This window comes from Clostridium nigeriense, assembly GCF_050585265.1.
Taxonomy (GTDB): domain Bacteria; phylum Bacillota; class Clostridia; order Clostridiales; family Clostridiaceae; genus Clostridium; species Clostridium nigeriense_B.
Genome location: NZ_JBNOOE010000012.1, coordinates 16,278 through 34,248, shown reverse-complemented (window position 1 = coordinate 34,248; position 17,971 = coordinate 16,278). Strand labels below are relative to the sequence as shown.

The following is a 17,971-nucleotide window of genomic DNA, read 5'->3' as shown; positions in this document are numbered from 1 at the left end:
TTCACCCCTTAGTTTAATCCTTCGAAATATTGCTTTATTAGATCCTTTAAACTTTCTGGTAAATTACTATTATTAGCACCTTCTAAAGCGCTATTCGTATAGTCTCCAATTACCTTGTCATAATCTATCTTATTTCCATCTAAATTAAAACCATTTTCTGATTCTATACTTTGAGAGTCTCCATTTTCATTTTTATTTCCAGTTAAGTTTCCATCATTTCCAACATCCCTTCCTGGAATATAAACCTGCTCTCCACTTTCATTATCTATATCATTTTCGCTACCTTCATCACTTCCCATGTTCCAGCCTTGACCTGTTCCACTTCCTTGTCCTTGACCATTTCCTTGTCCTTGACCATTACCTTGACCATTGCCATTTCCGTTTTCAGATCCTTGGCCACTACCATTTCCATCACCTTCTCCAACTCCTTCACCTTCACCTGATCCTTCGCCTTCTTTTTTACCATCACTATTATTCTGAGAATTTTCAATAGCTTCTTTTAAACTTTCCGCATCTAGTTTTCCATCCAAAACTGAATCAGAGGCTGCCTCTAAGGCTTCTTTTAAATTTTCATCATCTACACCTTCAGCGGCACTAGCGAGAGATTTTGACAGATTATTAAGTTCGCTTGAACTCATATTCCCTAATGATTTCTTTAAATTTCCCAAAGCCTTTTCTAAAGCCTCACTATCCTTAGATAATATAGATTCTGCTAAGTCCTTACTTTCTTTCTTCTTCATAAGCTCATTTACTAACTTATTTAAATCTTTTTTAGCACCTTCTTCTTTTTCCTTATTAAATTTATCTAATAAGTTTTTTTGCATATTTTCTATGGCTTCTTTACTTTTATCACTTTTTGCTTTATCCTTTTCATCTTCTAATTTCTTTTCCATTCTTTCTAGAGTTTTATTAACATCAAGTTTCTTTTCACTCTCTTTTAACTCTTTCTTTGCATCTTCTAATATCTTTTTTATCGCTTCTTTTTCTTCTTCTGATAAATCCTCTAATTTATCTATATTTTTCTTTTCCTCTTCAACTTTTTTAATATACTCCTGTTGATATTTATTAAATTCTCTAATATTATTTGCTTCTTTTTTTGCTGAAGTATCTATAAAAGAAGTTAATATACACAAAGCAATTAATGAAATAACTAAAAGTATTTGCTTTTTATCAACAGTTATCTTTAAATTTTCTTTTATATTGAAATTCTTTATAAACTTTAAAGTATCATTTTTTTGAGCAATAGATATACTATCTTCTTCATTTATAAATTCTAAAGAAGTTGTTACTCTTTCTTTTAAACCTTTTGAATCAACTATTAAGGCTACCTTTTTATTATCTGGTGCTTTAATAAATCCAAAAATTATAATAAATATTAGACCAATTAATAGAATTATTAAAGAAACTTCTTCTACATATGGAATAGTTATAAATAAAGATAATATTAATAAGCATAATATTAAGCATAGTAGGTATTTAAAACCTATTATGCTTAAGTTAATTATAAAGTTAGCTTTAATTCTTTTTGATGCCTTTTTTATGAAGGTTATGATTTCATTATTTAAAGAATTCATAGCGCTACTCCTTTACCTTCTTATTAGCCCTTTCTTTTTTAATTCCATTAAATAATCTTCTATTATTTAATGGATTAAGTTTTCTTGCAGCTAAAAATATAAATATAAAACTCAATACTAATTGTATTCCAATACTAATATAATCTGCATATTTAGAAATACCCATCTGATCTATAAAATAAAAAGAATTTCCACCAAATCCTACTTGATTAGATAACATTACAAAAAATCCAGTAGCAGGACTTAAATATACAATAGGCGATACTGTTGGAGTTTTTCCGTTATACCCCACTTTATACATACTAATCATTACCCAAATATAAGCTATAACTATTGTTCCCACAAATACAAATAATACCAATGCATATGTTAATGATGTTGCTGCCTTAGATGTTTTAGAATAAGTAGAAATAAATACACCAATAGATCCAACAAATATTGTGCTTATAATAAATGAGCCAACTAAAATTAAAATATTACTTAATTTTACACCACCAATTAACCCACAAATTGAGTATAAAGGAATTGTACAAAATATTAACATTATTACCTTTAGCGATGAGGCTGAAAGCTTCCCTAGAATTATTTGAAGTGGGCTCAATCGTGTTGATAATAAAATATCTAATGTTTGTTTTTCTCTTTCTGAACAAATTGAAGTTGCTGTTAGTGATGGCACTATAAACATTAATAATATCGCTTGAATTATTGCCATTGTAATATAAAGAGTAACAGCTACTTGTGGATTTATTCCTGAAACATACACATCTGAACTATAGCTATTATAAAATATTAAAGTTCCTGCTGATAAAACAACAATATATATTAATATCATTAATGAAAACCTTGGTGTTCTTACCGATAGCTTACTTTCATTTCTTAAAACTGGATTAAATTTCATCTTACTTATCCCCCCTCTATTTATCGTCCTCTGTTATTTGAATAAATACTTCTTCTAAATTACCTGCTGACTTACTATAACTTATAACTGGAATATCTCTAATTACTAAATCCTTAAGAATATTCATCGCTTCTTTATCTCCACCAACAACATTTATAGTAATTTTATTACTATCAACTGATATTTCTTTAACTTCTGTTTTTTCTTTTAATAATGCTATTGCATCCTCAACTCTATCCATAACTGTTATATTTATAGGTGCTGTACCAGATGCCATAAGCATAACTTCTTCTACAGTTCCTTCACATACTATAGTTCCATTTTTGATAATTCCAATTTTAGTGCATATTTCTCCAAGTTCAGATAGTATATGAGAAGATACTATTATAGTTTTTCCCATATCTTTTAGATTTTTTAGTATTCCCTTCATTTCAAATCTAGCTCTTGGATCCATACCTGATGCTGGTTCATCTAAAATTAATATCTCTGGGTTATGAACCAAACATCTAGCTAAACATAATCTTTGCTTCATTCCTCTAGATAATCCATCTACATTTGCATCCCATTTATCTTGAAGATTAACAAGCTCTAATAAATCCATAGCTAACTGTCTTGCCTCTTCTCCGACTATCCCATATATAGAGGCATAAAATTCTAAGTATTCAATAGCTCGTAAATTATCATAAACTCCGAAAAAGTCAGGCATATAACCTATTTTATCTTTTAATTCTTTATTATTCTTTATTGCATCTATTCCATCTACATAAACTTCTCCACTATCTGGGGAAAGAAGCCCTGATACTATTTTCATAGTAGTACTTTTTCCAGCTCCATTTGGTCCTATAAATCCGAATATTTCGCCTTTTTCTATTTCTAAGTTTAAACCATTTAATGCTTTAAAATTACCATAAGATTTTTCAAGATTCTTTATAACTAGCATTATCTTTCCCTCCCCTTAACAGTAATTATTGGTATCATAGATTGCCCCTTAGTATCATCTACCACATATTTAACTTTTGTAGTATTGTTATTTATATAGTTAGATAAATCTTTAATTTTCTCATAACCTTGCGACATTAAAATTTTGTCATAACTATCTGTATTATAGTTATAGATATATTTTTCAGCATTATCATCTCCAGAGTATCCATATCTGTCTGTTCCTCTTTTAATAATTAAATCTAAAACTTCTATATTATTATCTATTTTATAGCTAAATATCACTTCACCCTGACCATATATATAGCCATTATATTCATCTATATGAACATTAGTTGAAGATGATTCTATAACGCCCTCAAAATATCCATCTGGGAAATTATAATCGCCGTTCTTATCCTTAAAGTCTAATTCTGCATCTTGAATTATTGCTGTAGTATCAAACTTAGATATTGATTTATTTCCAAATTCAACTCCATATTCTATAGGTAAATCAGTTATTGCAACTAACTTAATATCTTTATTAATAAGAATTTCATCTGAAGCTGCCGCAATTAAATTTGAAATTCTTAGTATATTTTTAAATTCCTCTGATTTTAATTTCTCTTTATTATTCCATCTAGCATCATAATACTTTTGACTTAATGTGTCTGAATATGCTTGTAATCCGCCTGAACCTGCAACTTTTAAATTTGTTATTTCCTTTTCTTCATCTTTGCTAATGGCTCCCATATCCCAAACACTTTTTCCTGCCACAAGTAATAATCTTTTTATGTCATATCCTAAAGTATTTTTTACTTTTCCATTTAAGTTACCCTCTGATAAATTAAAAGATGTCTCAATTATAGGAATAACTTGCTCCTTGCCAACAACTTCAAAAGACTTCATATCTAAAGCATCACTATTATTGAATGTAAAATAAGAATTGTTACCACTATAGGTAGTCTTAACTCTTAATATATCACTTACTTCTTCTTCTTGATTTCCATAATAATAATTATCATTAGTAGAGTAATTCATAGTTAAATCTTCTGGCTTTTCAATAATTACATCAGACTTATATTTTGCACCTACACCCAAATATCCCTTTGTAGTTCCTTTTCCATCTTTATCTACAGATATTATATTATTTTGATTCAGTACAATATCATTAACTCTTGAAGATGAACCCATAAAATAAATTATTAATGTAAAAACTATAGAAAAAATAGGAATTACAATCCAAGTTAAATCTCTTTTATTAATTTTCTTTAAAACTATATAAGAAATAATTCCTATTATTGCTGCATATAATCCCAAAACAACTATTAAAGATTTAACACCTACTATTTCATTTATAGGAATAGTTTTAGTTAATTCACTTATTTTATAATAACCAGGTGTATATCCTCCATACATACTATTTTCAAAAAATTTACTTATAGTATCTAATATAATATTATTAAAGAATTTACCTGCATCTTCTGAGGATATTAAAGGCTCTAAACCTAAATCAAAGGTTGAAACTATTATCTCTCCCTTACCCCTTTTTATAGAATAAGCTAATGGCTCCTCATCAGTTCCATACTTTATTTTAGAATCCTTAATTTCTAAATCAGATATTATTAGATTTAAGTTATCATCTACTAATTTTGTATTTTTTTCATTAGTTCCATTTGATTTTATGCTTAAAAAATCACTATCTATATTTCTAATAGTTTTTCCTTCATTAGCTCCAGAACTGATTATTAAAGTACCACCTTTATTAACCCAAGAGTTTAAAGCTGTATATTGTTCATCCTTTAAATTAGACATATTATAATTGTTAATAAGAATAATATCTAACCCATCTATGTTTAAACTATTTTCACCAATTATCTTTTCATCTAATTGAACTTTTTCAATTGTTCCTTTATATTCAGTACTATTTGGATTATCAAATGTTATACTTCCTGTATAGCTTAAGGATGTTTGATCATCTGTTAGAACCCCCATGAATAAATTAGATTCACTTACTCTTCCATTTGATATTAAACTTTTCTTTTCAAATAAAACCTTACCCTTTTCAACAAGATTAACTGTTATCTTGCTAGAACCTTCTAATAGTTTTATTGGAATAGTTACTTTTCCAGTTTCCCCTTGGGCAACTGAAATTTCCTTACTATAGGCATCATAAGTAGAAGTATATGATCCACTTGTTCTAATTTCTACTTCTCCATTAAAATCCTTTTCATTACTTGTAAATTCAACCGTAACAGGAATGTACTTTAAAGCTCTGTACTTCCCTTCTAATCCCGAGCTAATTTTAACTTCATAAGCTTCATTTTCATTAGTATCAGCCTTTACTGTTATATTACTAAAAAATAAAGTAGTAGCTAATAAAGCCAAACACATTACTAATAAGCTCTTTTTTAAAAATGCTTTCATTATTTTCCCCCTTAAATTACAATTTTACATGTTTTAATTCTAGACTAAATAACAAAATTTTACCTTAACAAATTCTTAAAATTTCCTTATTTTCATGAAATGAAATAAATACACATGGTTTAATCACTATTATATTAATTTTACTATCATTATCTAAAATTTACCACAACTTACCAAATTTTATATTTCCGAATAATATCTTAAAAATAAATTATCTGTAATTTGTCTTTAAAACTTGAATTAAAAAGGCAGTATATAAAATTCATAATAAAAATTTATATACTGCCTAAAATTACTTTTCAATTTTTATCTCTTATTTTCTTGTAATATTTCATTTAATAATTCTGGATAATCTGTAAAAGCTCCATCTACATTATTTGAAATAAGTAGTCTCATAAAAAATGGAATATTCACAGTATATATATTTACCATTAAATTATTTTCATGAGCTTCTTTAACTAAATCATCAGATGCAAGTCTTAAGTCAGGATGAATTGCATCCACGCCTAGTGACTTTGCATATTGAATTACATCCTTTATTGGCTTTTCATATAAAATACCTGTCTTTATTTTACTTATAGCTTTTACTTTTTTAATAGACTCATGATTAAAACTAGATAATATAATTTTATCTTCTAATTTATATTCATTTATTAAATTAATCACATCTTCTTCAATATTGGGATATGGAATAATATCTGTTTTTAATTCAATATTTAATAATATATCTTTATCTTTAACTAAGTCTAAAACCTCTTCTAATGTTGGGATACGACACTCTTCATTATCTCTAAATAGTTTTTTTCTATTTTTAAAAGATTTTAATTCTGATAAAGTAAAATCCTTAACTAAGCCTCTCCCCATAAAAGTACGCTCTATATCTTCGTCATGTATTACTACTAGTTTATTGTCTTTACTTTTATGAACATCAATTTCTAATCCCTTTGCTCCCGATTTTATCCCTTCTTTTAAAGAAAGTATTGTATTTTCTGGATAATCAGAGCTTGCTCCTCTATGGGCAAAATTTATCATAATTCTCGTCTCCTTATATAAAATTTAATACTATAATTATACTATAATAATTAAGTTAAATTAGTATTAAAAAATATATATTTATAAGTTTATAAAAAATAGTAAATATGTTATATTAGTTGCTCCGTTGCAAGCTCTAAGTTTACCTAACACAGAATATTTACTTCTACGAACTAAAGGTAATAATTCCCGACTTCTTAAATTATGAATTTTTATTACATAGAATTAGCTTTAAGTCTTGACAAAATTAATAGATGACATTCAAATTTATTAAATGTTATGACAGTCCTCGTACAACCCCTCAACCTTTCCCCAATCTATTACATTCCATATGTTTTTAACATAATCTGCTCTTAAATTCTTATATTTTAAATAGTATGCATGTTCCCAAACATCAATAGTTAAAATAGGAATTAGATTATCCATAACCGGAGAGTTTTGATTTACTCTTTTAACTATTGATAATTTGCCGTCCTTATCTTTAACTAAAAAACCATAACCAGATCCAAACTGACTTATCGCTGCATTAGTTAATTCTTCTTTTAAGTTTTCTACACTTCCAAAAGTTTTATTTATTTCTTCTAACAGCCTACCTTCTGGATTTTTCTTTGGCATTGGCGAAAGTATTGAGAAGTATAAGTTATGGTTAGATACTCCCCCTCCATTATTAACAACTGCTGGTCTTATTTCTTCTGGCAAATCTTCTAAATCCTTTATTAATTTATCCAACGTTTTTCCATTTGTATATTCTTCATATCCTTCTAAAGCCTTATTTAAATTAGTTTCATAAGTTTGAAGATGCTTTCCATAATGTGTTCTTACTGTTTCCTCATCAATATATGGTTCCAATGCATTAAATTCATATGGTAATTCAATCTTGTTATACATAAATATTTCTCCCTTCAAATTAACATTCTTATCTGTTAATTTATCCTTTTTTTTAAATATTTATGCACATAATACTATTTCATTTTATTTCCACAATATGGACAATATTTATAATTACTACTAACTATTTTTCCACAGTTACTACAACCAATATTATATTCATGATATTGGTTTACTTCCTTCAAGTCCCAATATGTAATTTCTATATTTTCTCCTCTTTCTAAAGCCTTCCCCTTATCCTTAGAAATTGAAAATAAAGTATTGCATTCTTCACATATTACAAAATATTCTTCATTCCATTTGAATATTGGTAAAAAGAAAAAATGAAAAAAGCTATAAGATTTTATCAAATTTCCTCTGCTACTTCTATTACAAAACTTACAAGACAATTTATCAATAACTTTTATTTCTTTTTCCTTGCTTTCTATACCAAAAATCCCTATAAAAAACATATAATTCTCCTTTGTTAAATATTATTCTATCCTTATTTTATCATTAAAAAAGATTTGTCAAAATCATATAACTTAAAAGTCTAAATAATTTTGTAAGAATAAAATAAATAAGAAGTTAGACTATATTTATTCCTAACTTCTTATTTATAACTTACTATAAACTTTTATTTGACATTTGCTTCTATTATATACTTTCATATTAACTAATTTAACTATATCTTTTTTACTAAATTTATTTATCATTAAGATATACTCCTCTTTAATTATTTTGAAGTTAAGTATAAAATAATGATGGATTATCCTTTCTTATTATTTAAGTCATACTTAGTCTTATTCCAAATATTATAGATGTCCTTTTCAATCTTTCTTGTTAGCTGCTTTTTTTCTTCTTCACTATATGTTCTTGAATTATTAATACTTTGCTTCATATAAAATAGTTTTCTAACTGCTTTATTAAAACTACAGTGCTTACTAGCATCTACTTTTAACATCATTTTCTCTCCCCCTTTATAATTAATTCTTTATTCTATTATAAAATGAATAATTGACAAATTTGTTACATTTTATTCCACTTTAACATATTTAATCAAATCTTAATAATTTATGATAACGTTTAGATTAAGTTTGTTTATTAAGAGCCTTAGAACTATCTAATGCTCTTATATAATAATTATTTATTTTCTTCAATTAAAGCTTCAATTTTTCCTCTACATCTACCAGCTTTGCAGAAACCTGTACCTGCTCCAGTAGCTTCTTGAATCTTTTCAAATGTATCTGCGCCTTCTTTTATAGCTTTAACTATTACATCTTTTTCTACGCCTTTACATAAACAAACTAAATCCATATTCTTCACCTCAAACTCTAAGTTGTCTCTATTTTGCTATTTATAAAATAAATATTTTATTATAGCTTATTTTAATTATAGTATATTTTTTACACAAATAAAAGTTTTTAATTAAAAATTAATAATTCTAACTAATAATTCTTGCTATTATTGGTATTGTGACTATAGATAGCAAAGTAGTTATAAATACTACTATAGCTGAATACTCTTCTTCTTTATTAAAGTCTGCTGCTAATATTGATGTCATAGCAGCTGCAGGCATAGCTTGTATAATTATAATTGTATTTATTATATTAGAATTATCCTTTAAACCGACTTTAATTACTATTAATATAAGTGGTATTAAAACTAATTTAATTAATGCTCCATAGTAAATAGATATCTCTTTAAAAACATCTTTTATATTTACTTTTGATAATATGCTTCCTACTATTATCATAGAAATTGGTGCTGTCATATCTCCTACTATTTTTGTTGTATCTAATATAGCTGATGGTAATTTTATATTAAATATCATCATAGGAATTCCAACATACACTGCAATTATTGATGGATTTATTAGAACCTTTTTTATATTTTCTCTTGATATTTTATCTGAAAAAATCATTACTCCATAAGTCCATAGTACAACTGTAAATACCATATTGAATATTGATGTGTAAACTACCCCCTCTGCTCCATATAAACTGTTAATTATAGGGAATCCTATAAAGCCACAGTTAGAAAATACATTAGCAAAATGTAAAATCTTTCTCTTTTCACTTTTCATAGGTATTAATAAAATATAAGAAATAATTCCACCAATAGCCATAAAAACTATACTATATATAAATGATGATAAAACATTTCTTGCCATTCCTTCACTAAAATCAAATGTAAATGAATTGATTACTAGCAAAGGTAATGTTATTTCTAAAAGTATCCTCCTTAGTGCCCTATTTACTTCTTCATTAATTATATTCTTTCTTGTTCCATATACCCCAATCAATATTATTAAAAATAAAGAGATAATTTTATTAAATACTAACATTTTCCTCTCCCAAACAAACTATTTATATCATTATATACTATTCATTTACTCTGAGTATGTAATTCTATTGTTTAATATTATATTAAAGTGTAAATCTTCATTGTATAAGTAATTGTTATCTTTAATCTAGTAACAGATATTAAATCAACATATTTGATATACTTCTGTCTTAATCTTAAAAAACGAGACTTATACTTAGCTTTGCTACCTATAAGTCTCGTTTTATTTAACATAAGTACATCTATAAAATTATTATTTTACTGTAAATTCTTTAATTATTTCAACAGGTCTATCCTTTGAGTCATATGTTTTAATAGTTATGCGATACTCTCCTGCTGATAACTTCAATCCCATAAATTCTATACTTGCATAATTAAGCTTGTCAGAAGGGAATGATACAGACATACCAATTTTACTTGGTAAATTTACACCACTTAAAGATTGTAATTTTATATCATTTTGTCCAAAAGTATATTTTAAATCTTCGTTGAATGTTAGCTTCAAAGCAGTACCCATCCAACCATTAGATATTTCTATATTAGTAATATCTAATGAGGGCTTATCTTCGTCTCCCCCATCAGGTTCAGCTATAAATTCTGGTATCTTAAAGTGGTCTACAAATCCCTTACGGTAATTTCCATCATAATCAACAAATAACACCCATAATCTAGATTTATTTGTTAAATTATATCCTGATAAATCTATATCTAATTCATTATATCCTGAATTTAGAACTGCCTTTGTACTATTTACCTTACCACTAAGCACATCTTCAGCCATTGGTGTAGTTGAATCTCCAACAACTACTGAATTATTCGATTCGTATACACCATAATATAATGTACCATGTTCATCTGAATTAAATTCAAATTTTATTTTATTTTGTGAATAATGATCTATAGAATCACCTGTTATTGAAGGTGGATTAAAATGTGATCTAAATGATCCATTAACAACACTTCCATCAGGCATATTTACTGAAACAGTATATTTATTATCCTTATGTCCATAATTGTCTGGTACAACAATTGTATAAGTTTTTTTATCTGAGCTTACACTGAATTTTGCACCTTTAGTTGTAAGAGCAGATTCAGTAGGACATATAATGCTAAAGTCTTCTAATTTTAATTCACCATTTACTGGTTTGTTAAATGTAAATACAAATTTATTTGCTTCTTCTTCTGCTGCATAATCCAATTTATATTCAATATCTTCTTGTTTATCTTCATAAATGCCTATTTCAACAGGCCCATAAACTGGAGATGTTCTTCCATCATATGCTTCCATAACATAGTATAAATCATATTCTTTATTTTCTTCTAAATTTGATATTAATATATCATTATATTCTGTCTTTATATCTACTTTAGTTCCATTTTCTTTTATTTCATCTACACTTACATTATTTTTAGAACGTAATATGCTTTTCTCTACAAGCTTATAGTATAAATATCCACCTTCATCAACTCCATAAATATCCATAGTCGCTTCTGTTGCACTTGTTCTATCCACACTTACCTTTGATGCTGTAGGATGATTATAACTATAGTCAAATTCCTTACTTATTATATTTTTATTTGGTAATGTTATATATAATTCATATGTATTATCTTTAAAATATGCTGTGCTTAACGTATATGTTTTGTTATCTGTAGTTTCTACATTGAATACGCTCATAGTGCTTCCACCATGACAAATAACGGAGATTTCTTCTAATGTTATTGGTCTACTTGTAGCTTCATTTAAAGTAAACTTAATTACTCCTTGTTGTTTTAGAGTTATATTACTTATTTCATATTTTTCTTCTCTTCCAACAAATGTATTACTAGCACTTTCATTTATTTGAATATTATCTTCAGGTGTTTTAGTATAAACCCCTGTATTATTTCCATTAATCTCTATTGAATTTAATGTACCATTTCCCATTATCTTAGTAGAATCACCATTAATAGTAGCTTGTTCTATTATTGCGCCTTCTTTAATATATACATTACTTTTTTTACCATTTAAGTTGATTTTATCTGCCTTAGCATTAACTCCAATGCTTGTACTATTTCCATTATCGTTAATTTCGCTTACTGTTCCATTTATTGTTATATCAACATTATTTGAATTTTTATCAATATTCACAAATTCAGTAGGTGTATTAATAACTAAAGTTCCACTTTTTACATTTAAATTTAAAATTTTCCCATTACCTAAAATAGATACATTACCATTAATATCCACATTAGCTATATCTTTTACATTTTCTAAATATAAAGTTGGTCCACTTATATCATTGTTAATAATTGATAGCGAATTACGATACATTTTATTTTCTTTTTTTTCTACTTCTACATATGGTACTGTTGAATTTTTTACTTCTACTTGGTATTGTACTCCATCTTTCAATATTAACTTTTCTTCAATTTTTACATTATCTAATACAATTTTTCCATTAGATACTGATGAATCAATATAAATATTTTTATATTCCTTATTTGATATTGTTGCTACACCGTTTACTAAATCATTATTAGTTATAGTAATATCATTAATTACTATTTCTGGTTTTTCACTATCTCCCGGATTATTTGGCTTTTCTGAATCCTCAGGTTTATCTGGATTTTCATTATCTCCTGGATTCTCTTGATCATCAGGATTTTCATTATTCCCCGGTTTCTCTGGAACACTTGGTTTATCTGAATCTCCTGGATTTTCTGTGTTTCCTGGCTCTTCTGAATTTCCTGGTATTACTGGTTTTTTATTATCATCTTGACCTGTTATACTTTCTTGTCCACCATTACTTGAATTGTTATTTGTGTTTGTATTATTATTTGTATTTAAGTTTACTGAATTATTAGCATTTGTTTCATCTTTTTGTGATATTCCATCTTTATTAATAGTATCATTACTATTGCTTTCTTCCCCAGCACTTGGTTTAGTATTTTCAATATCATTTTGAACGATTGAATTTTCTTTATCTTTTATGTCACTACTTTTTTTAGATATAGTAAAGAAATAAACACTTGATGATAATGCTAAAGCCATTATAGTTCCAACAGCTACTGCAAATTTACTACTTTTTTTCATAGATTACCTCCTTTTTAATATTGGCTAATACTTTTTTCAAATAAATACTTCACTATTTTATCCAAGATTCACAATTATGTAAATACATCTAATAATAATTCTCCATAATTTTATTGATATAATTTTAATTGTTTGATATTATATTAAAGTATAAATATTCATTGTATAAGGGAGTAGTTAGCTCTAATCTAGTAAGAGTTATTAAGTCAACATATTGAACGGAGTTCTGGCTTAGTATTGAATAACGAGACTTATGCGTAGCTTTGCTACGTATAAGTCTCGTTTTATTTGTTTAATATAAGTACATCTATATAATTTTACTTATACTACCTATACTCATTGTTATGGCGAAATTAATAGATGAACTAAAAAAACTTAAGTAATAAAGATACTATCGAAGAAGATAGTTTCTTTAAATAAATTCTTAATAAAGGAGTACTTATTATGGGATTCTTATCTATTTTTATGACAGGTTTAGGCTTATCTATGGATGCTTTTGCTGTTTCTCTCGCTAAAGGCTTTTGCTTAAAAGACGATGAATTTAAATATTCTTTTAGAGTGGCAATACTATTTGGCGGATTTCAAGCCTTAATGCCTCTTTTAGGCTGGTGGGTTGGTACATACTTTGAAGGCTATATAAAATCTTTTGATCATTGGATAGCTTTTATACTACTTGGACTTATAGGTGGAAAAATGCTAGTAGAATCTATTAAGGATATTAGATCTGGTGGAGAGACTAATATTCCTAATGAATGTGAAAGAGATGAATTCAGCTATAAGAAATTAGTTGTTTTAGCAATTGCTACCAGTATAGATGCCTTAGCAGTTGGGGTTAGCTTCGCATTTTTAAGTGTAAGCATTATTCCTTCTATAATAACTATAGGAATAACTACTTTTATCCTAAGTTTTTTTGCAGTTTTTCTTGGAAAAAAACTTGGAGAATACATGCAAAGTTATGCTGAATTACTTGGAGGTATTATATTAATATTTATTGGAATTAAAATACTAATTGAACATCTTTCAGGTTTAGCCTAAAAAATAAGTAAATATGTTATATTAGTTGCTCTGTCACAATTTCAAAGTCGCCCTAACATAACATATTTACTTCTACAAACTAAATGTAATAATTTCTCACCCCTCATTTTTGTTCTTTTTCTAGGTTCCAATTAATCGCAAAATTAATAGAAGCACTTCATAACTAAATGAAGGAAATTATATTTTTTATCATTATTCTTTCACCCAGTATTCACTACAATCCCTTGATCTATCTAAAAATCCATATTGTATAAGTGCCCTTCTAATTGTAACGTAATCTTCAAATATTCGTTTTAATATCCTATTAACTTCTTTTTCTTGATACTTTTTACCTACATTAAAGTTTTTAATTATTTCTTCTAGCAATATAATCTTCTTTTTTTCTTTTGAAGGATAACTTTTCAATGCCCCATTTTCATCTATATAAGTTTCTATAACCTTTATTTTTTCATCCTTACTAATATTAAACCTATCATCTAAGGTAGTTGCTCCTTTATGAGCATCACATATAATGTCTTCTTCTAACATATTAATTTCCTTATTTATATTTTTAGTTAATAAATTCATAGTAGCTAAAAATAACTTTGACTGTTTTTCTTTTTCTCTTAGTTTGTATCTATAATTTCTTATAGTAGAATTAGCAATTCCCAGTTTTTTAGCAATTTCTTTATCTGTATACCCTAATGCTATAAGCTCAATTACAGATTTTTGAGAAGATGAGATACCAGTATAACTAGAATTCATATTTAGTAAATAAGTCAACATAGATTTATGTCTTTCCTTAATATGAAATTCTGCTGTTTTTATAGCATCATAAAACTTTCCATCTATTTCATATATTCTTCCTTTTTCAAATTTTTCTTCACAAACTAGGCACTTTATTTCTTCTTTAGTTTCTATAAAGCCTTTTTCTATTTCTTCTATGGATGCATTCCAAAAAAAATCATTTTCCATTTTTATACCTCCAATATCTTTGTAAATATATTCTAAAACAAAATTAAATTTTTGTCTATTATTTTATAAACAATTATAAATTTTGTTTATTATTTATTTTCTTGTTTAAAAATATCAAAAGAGTATAATATTAATTAATGGGATATGGTATTGCTAAAAACAAATAATTTATGGGTGGTGTAAAAAATGCATAGCAAATATAATGACCTTTTTGATACTTTAGTAAAATCTTATTACAAAGGAGACTTTGAAGAAACTCTTTCAAATATTATGGTTTGTCATGAGATTTCTCCTCAGGAAACCTTTAAAATCATTACTTCTCTTTGTGGAGTTTCATTAGAATTTGACAATAACTATATTTATAACTTAAAAAAAGCAATTACTAATTATACAGTAAACAAAAAACTAATAGAAAAACTTGATAGCTGTAGCCTTAACTGTAGAAAAGATGGAGAAGAAAAGTACAAATGCCAATTAAGCTGTCCATTCGATGCTATTATGTATGATAAGGATAATAAAGCTACTTTTATTAATTATGATCAATGCATAGGCTGTGGCTTATGTGTAGATTCCTGTAAAGAAGGAAAAATCTTAGATAAAGTTGATTTTATACCAATTGCTGATTTAATAAAAAATAACGAGGTTGTAATTGCTGCTGTTGCCCCAGCAATTATGGGACAGTTTGGTGAAAATGTATCTCTTGATCAACTAAGAGCAGCCTTAATAAAAGTTGGCTTTAGTGATATGATTGAAGTTGCTTTTACTGCTGATATGATAACAATTAAAGAAGCTGTAGAATTTAATAATCATGTAAATGGACCTGATGATTTAATGATTACATCTTGTTGTTGTCCTATGTGGGTTGGTATGTTAAAGAGAGTTTATAAAGAATTAGTTCCTGATTTATCCCCTTCTATTTCCCCAATGATTGGTGCTGGAAGGGTTATAAAGAAATTAAACCCTGATGCAAAGGTTGTATTTATAGGACCTTGTATTGCTAAAAAAGCTGAGGCAAAAGACCCAGACATCGCTGGAGATATTGACTTTGTATTAACTTTTCAAGAGCTAGATTCAATTTTTAAAGCTTTAGAGATTAATCCAAGTGAATTAAAAGGTATACCTACAAGAGATTATGCTTCAAGAGGTGGCAGATTATATGCTCGTACTGGTGGAGTTTCTATTGCTGTTGGTGAAGCTGTTGAAGAATTATATCCTAAAAAAGCAAAATTATTTAAAGCAGTTAAAGCTGAAGGGGTAAAAGAATGTAAAGATATTTTAAATAAAGCCTTAAATGGAGAAATAAAAGCAAATTTTATTGAAGGAATGGGTTGTATTGGAGGATGTGTTGGTGGTCCTAAATCACTTATTCCAAAAGAGCAAGGAAAGGTTTATGTAGATAATCTTGCCTTTAATTCTCCAATAAAAGTTGCTACACATAGCTCTACTATGGATGATGTACTAAAAAAAATCGGAATAACATCTTTAAAAGATTTTGAAGACGAAAAGAAGACAGCAATTTTCCATAGGAAATTTTAATTTATATAAAAATTGCTTATGTCTTATAAATTTACAAAGTCATAAGCAATTTTAAGTAGAATTTCCGAAGAATATATATCTTCCTATTATTAGCATAAATATATATATATTCATACCCTATAATGTAAAAAGTTTTATTGGAGGAAATTTTAATTTGAATACCTTAAGTGTTTGCATTATAGCTAAAAATGAAGAGAGAAACTTACAAAGATGCCTTGAAAGCATAAGAGGTATAGCTGATGAAGTAATATTAGTAGATACAGGATCTGTTGATAATACTATAAGTATTGCTGAAAAGTATGATGCTAAAGTTATAAAATTTCCTTGGCAAAATAATTTTAGCTTTGCAAGGAATAAAGCATTAGAAATGGCATCTAAAGATTGGATATTGTGTATAGATTGTGATGAAGTTTTAGATAGTTCTCAAATATATGAAATGAAAAGTATCCTAAATAATTCATCTATTCTAGGCTTTAGATTAAAACTTATAAATATTATCGGCAATAAAGCTTATGAAGGAAACCATTTACTTAGAATAATCAAAAACAATTCGGGTTTTTATTATTCAGGAAAAATTAACGAAAAACTTCTTAATTCAACTTATAAAGATTCTTATTTTAATGAAATAATGAATTTAGAGCTTTTAATTTATAATTTTGGATTTGATTTTACTAAGAAAAGCTTAGTAGAAAGATGTAATAGAAATATAGATATTTACTTATCTTATAATGAAGATAAAAAAAACTACCTATATTATTATTATGTAGGTAATGAATATTATCTATTAGGTAAGTATACTTCGGCTACTGATAACTATCTTAAAGCTCTTAAGTCAAATAATAATAATATATACATTAATAGTTACATTACTTTTTTATTGATTAAATCCTATTATGATATGAAAAAATATAATGAAGCCATTTTGCTAGGTAAAGAGTTCTCTATTCGATATAACATTATTAGAGAATTATATTTATCGTTAAGTGAATGTTATGGCAAAATTGGAGATACTGATAAATCTAAAGAGTATTTTAAAACTTATTTAAGTCTCAAACCAAATGAATATTCTTATTACTTTAGATTAACTTATGAAATACAAAAAAAGCTACTTCCAGAATTTTTTGGATTTTCAATAATAACATTAGGCCTTAATGGATAAAAAAAGCAGTAAATATCTTATATTAATCGCTCCGTCCCAAGATCCAAGCTATCATAAAATTAATAGAAGCACTTCAAACTAAAGGAAGTAAATTGCAAAAAAGTCATTTACAGGGTGATATCTTTATAATTTCCTAAAGAGTAAATAAA

General features: G+C 26.8%; 15 protein-coding genes. 3 read left to right on the top strand and 12 right to left on the bottom strand.

Going from position 1 to position 17,971, the window contains the following annotated elements:
- Nucleotides 1-8: 8 nt before the first annotated feature.
- The 11 genes from ACQPVP_RS11700 to ACQPVP_RS11650 form a co-directional block, all read right to left on the bottom strand.
- Nucleotides 9-1,574 (bottom strand): pectinesterase, encoded by a 1,566-nt coding sequence (locus ACQPVP_RS11700; RefSeq protein WP_430850140.1) that lies wholly within the window; start codon nt 1,572-1,574, stop codon nt 9-11.
- Nucleotides 1,575-1,578: 4 nt separating this feature from the next.
- Nucleotides 1,579-2,472 carry an ABC transporter permease gene (locus tag ACQPVP_RS11695; protein WP_430850138.1) on the bottom strand — a complete coding sequence of 298 codons (894 nt, stop codon included), beginning with the start codon at nt 2,470-2,472 and terminating at the stop codon, nt 1,579-1,581.
- Between the two features lie 16 nt (nt 2,473-2,488).
- Nucleotides 2,489-3,412 carry an ABC transporter ATP-binding protein gene (locus ACQPVP_RS11690; RefSeq protein ID WP_430839725.1) on the bottom strand — a complete coding sequence of 308 codons (924 nt, stop codon included), beginning with the start codon at nt 3,410-3,412 and terminating at the stop codon, nt 2,489-2,491.
- Entirely contained in the window at nt 3,412-5,817 is a 2,406-nt protein-coding gene (locus ACQPVP_RS11685) for a hypothetical protein (protein WP_430850136.1), read from the bottom strand. The genes ACQPVP_RS11690 and ACQPVP_RS11685 overlap by 1 nt, the downstream gene beginning before the upstream one ends.
- Before the next feature lie 306 nt (nt 5,818-6,123).
- Complete coding sequence (locus ACQPVP_RS11680; RefSeq protein ID WP_430850134.1) at nt 6,124-6,849, bottom strand: glycerophosphodiester phosphodiesterase; 726 nt, start codon at nt 6,847-6,849, stop codon at nt 6,124-6,126.
- Between the two features lie 270 nt (nt 6,850-7,119).
- Nucleotides 7,120-7,737, bottom strand: coding sequence for a superoxide dismutase (locus ACQPVP_RS11675; protein ID WP_430850132.1), 618 nt, complete (start codon nt 7,735-7,737; stop codon nt 7,120-7,122).
- Between the two features lie 74 nt (nt 7,738-7,811).
- Nucleotides 7,812-8,189, bottom strand: a complete 378-nt coding sequence (locus ACQPVP_RS11670) for a zinc ribbon domain-containing protein (RefSeq protein WP_430850131.1) — start codon at nt 8,187-8,189, stop codon at nt 7,812-7,814.
- Between the two features lie 296 nt (nt 8,190-8,485).
- Nucleotides 8,486-8,683, bottom strand: coding sequence for a hypothetical protein (locus ACQPVP_RS11665; RefSeq protein ID WP_430850129.1), 198 nt, complete (start codon nt 8,681-8,683; stop codon nt 8,486-8,488).
- A gap of 176 nt (nt 8,684-8,859) precedes the next feature.
- Nucleotides 8,860-9,033, bottom strand: coding sequence for a (2Fe-2S)-binding protein (locus ACQPVP_RS11660; RefSeq protein WP_430850127.1), 174 nt, complete (start codon nt 9,031-9,033; stop codon nt 8,860-8,862).
- Between the two features lie 127 nt (nt 9,034-9,160).
- Entirely contained in the window at nt 9,161-10,063 is a 903-nt protein-coding gene (locus ACQPVP_RS11655; RefSeq protein ID WP_430850125.1) for an AEC family transporter, read from the bottom strand.
- 252 nt (nt 10,064-10,315) lie between these two features.
- A complete protein-coding gene (locus ACQPVP_RS11650; protein ID WP_430850123.1) occupies nt 10,316-13,138 on the bottom strand; it encodes a hypothetical protein in 2,823 nt (940 codons plus the stop codon).
- 444 nt (nt 13,139-13,582) lie between these two features.
- Here ACQPVP_RS11650 and ACQPVP_RS11645 point away from each other — a divergent pair, with 444 nt between their 5' ends.
- Nucleotides 13,583-14,173, top strand: a complete 591-nt coding sequence (locus ACQPVP_RS11645) for a manganese efflux pump MntP family protein (RefSeq protein WP_430850121.1) — start codon at nt 13,583-13,585, stop codon at nt 14,171-14,173.
- A 192-nt stretch (nt 14,174-14,365) separates the two neighbouring features.
- Here ACQPVP_RS11645 and ACQPVP_RS11640 read toward each other — a convergent pair whose 3' ends face one another.
- Entirely contained in the window at nt 14,366-15,127 is a 762-nt protein-coding gene (locus ACQPVP_RS11640) for a DUF2087 domain-containing protein (RefSeq protein WP_430850119.1), read from the bottom strand.
- A 186-nt stretch (nt 15,128-15,313) separates the two neighbouring features.
- Between ACQPVP_RS11640 and ACQPVP_RS11635 the strand changes: the two genes are divergently transcribed.
- Both ACQPVP_RS11635 and ACQPVP_RS11630 read left to right on the top strand, forming a co-directional pair.
- On the top strand, nt 15,314-16,663 hold the full coding sequence (locus ACQPVP_RS11635) for a [Fe-Fe] hydrogenase large subunit C-terminal domain-containing protein (RefSeq protein ID WP_430850117.1): 1,350 nt from the start codon (nt 15,314-15,316) through the stop codon (nt 16,661-16,663).
- A 154-nt stretch (nt 16,664-16,817) separates the two neighbouring features.
- Entirely contained in the window at nt 16,818-17,822 is a 1,005-nt protein-coding gene (locus ACQPVP_RS11630; RefSeq protein ID WP_430850115.1) for a glycosyltransferase, read from the top strand.
- Nucleotides 17,823-17,971: the final 149 nt, after the last annotated feature.

Bases quoted from the DNA above. Each gene is read 5' to 3' on its own strand.
- ACQPVP_RS11700 (WP_430850140.1), bottom strand. From the start codon at position 1,574: ATGAATTCTTTAAATAATGAAATCATAACCTTCATAAAAAAGGCATCA.
- ACQPVP_RS11695 (WP_430850138.1), bottom strand. From the start codon at position 2,472: ATGAAATTTAATCCAGTTTTAAGAAATGAAAGTAAGCTATCGGTAAGA.
- ACQPVP_RS11690 (WP_430839725.1), bottom strand. From the start codon at position 3,412: ATGCTAGTTATAAAGAATCTTGAAAAATCTTATGGTAATTTTAAAGCA.
- ACQPVP_RS11685 (WP_430850136.1), bottom strand. From the start codon at position 5,817: ATGAAAGCATTTTTAAAAAAGAGCTTATTAGTAATGTGTTTGGCTTTA.
- ACQPVP_RS11680 (WP_430850134.1), bottom strand. From the start codon at position 6,849: ATGATAAATTTTGCCCATAGAGGAGCAAGCTCTGATTATCCAGAAAAT.
- ACQPVP_RS11675 (WP_430850132.1), bottom strand. From the start codon at position 7,737: ATGTATAACAAGATTGAATTACCATATGAATTTAATGCATTGGAACCA.
- ACQPVP_RS11670 (WP_430850131.1), bottom strand. From the start codon at position 8,189: ATGTTTTTTATAGGGATTTTTGGTATAGAAAGCAAGGAAAAAGAAATA.
- ACQPVP_RS11665 (WP_430850129.1), bottom strand. From the start codon at position 8,683: ATGATGTTAAAAGTAGATGCTAGTAAGCACTGTAGTTTTAATAAAGCA.
- ACQPVP_RS11660 (WP_430850127.1), bottom strand. From the start codon at position 9,033: ATGGATTTAGTTTGTTTATGTAAAGGCGTAGAAAAAGATGTAATAGTT.
- ACQPVP_RS11655 (WP_430850125.1), bottom strand. From the start codon at position 10,063: ATGTTAGTATTTAATAAAATTATCTCTTTATTTTTAATAATATTGATT.
- ACQPVP_RS11650 (WP_430850123.1), bottom strand. From the start codon at position 13,138: ATGAAAAAAAGTAGTAAATTTGCAGTAGCTGTTGGAACTATAATGGCT.
- ACQPVP_RS11645 (WP_430850121.1), top strand. From the start codon at position 13,583: ATGGGATTCTTATCTATTTTTATGACAGGTTTAGGCTTATCTATGGAT.
- ACQPVP_RS11640 (WP_430850119.1), bottom strand. From the start codon at position 15,127: ATGGAAAATGATTTTTTTTGGAATGCATCCATAGAAGAAATAGAAAAA.
- ACQPVP_RS11635 (WP_430850117.1), top strand. From the start codon at position 15,314: ATGCATAGCAAATATAATGACCTTTTTGATACTTTAGTAAAATCTTAT.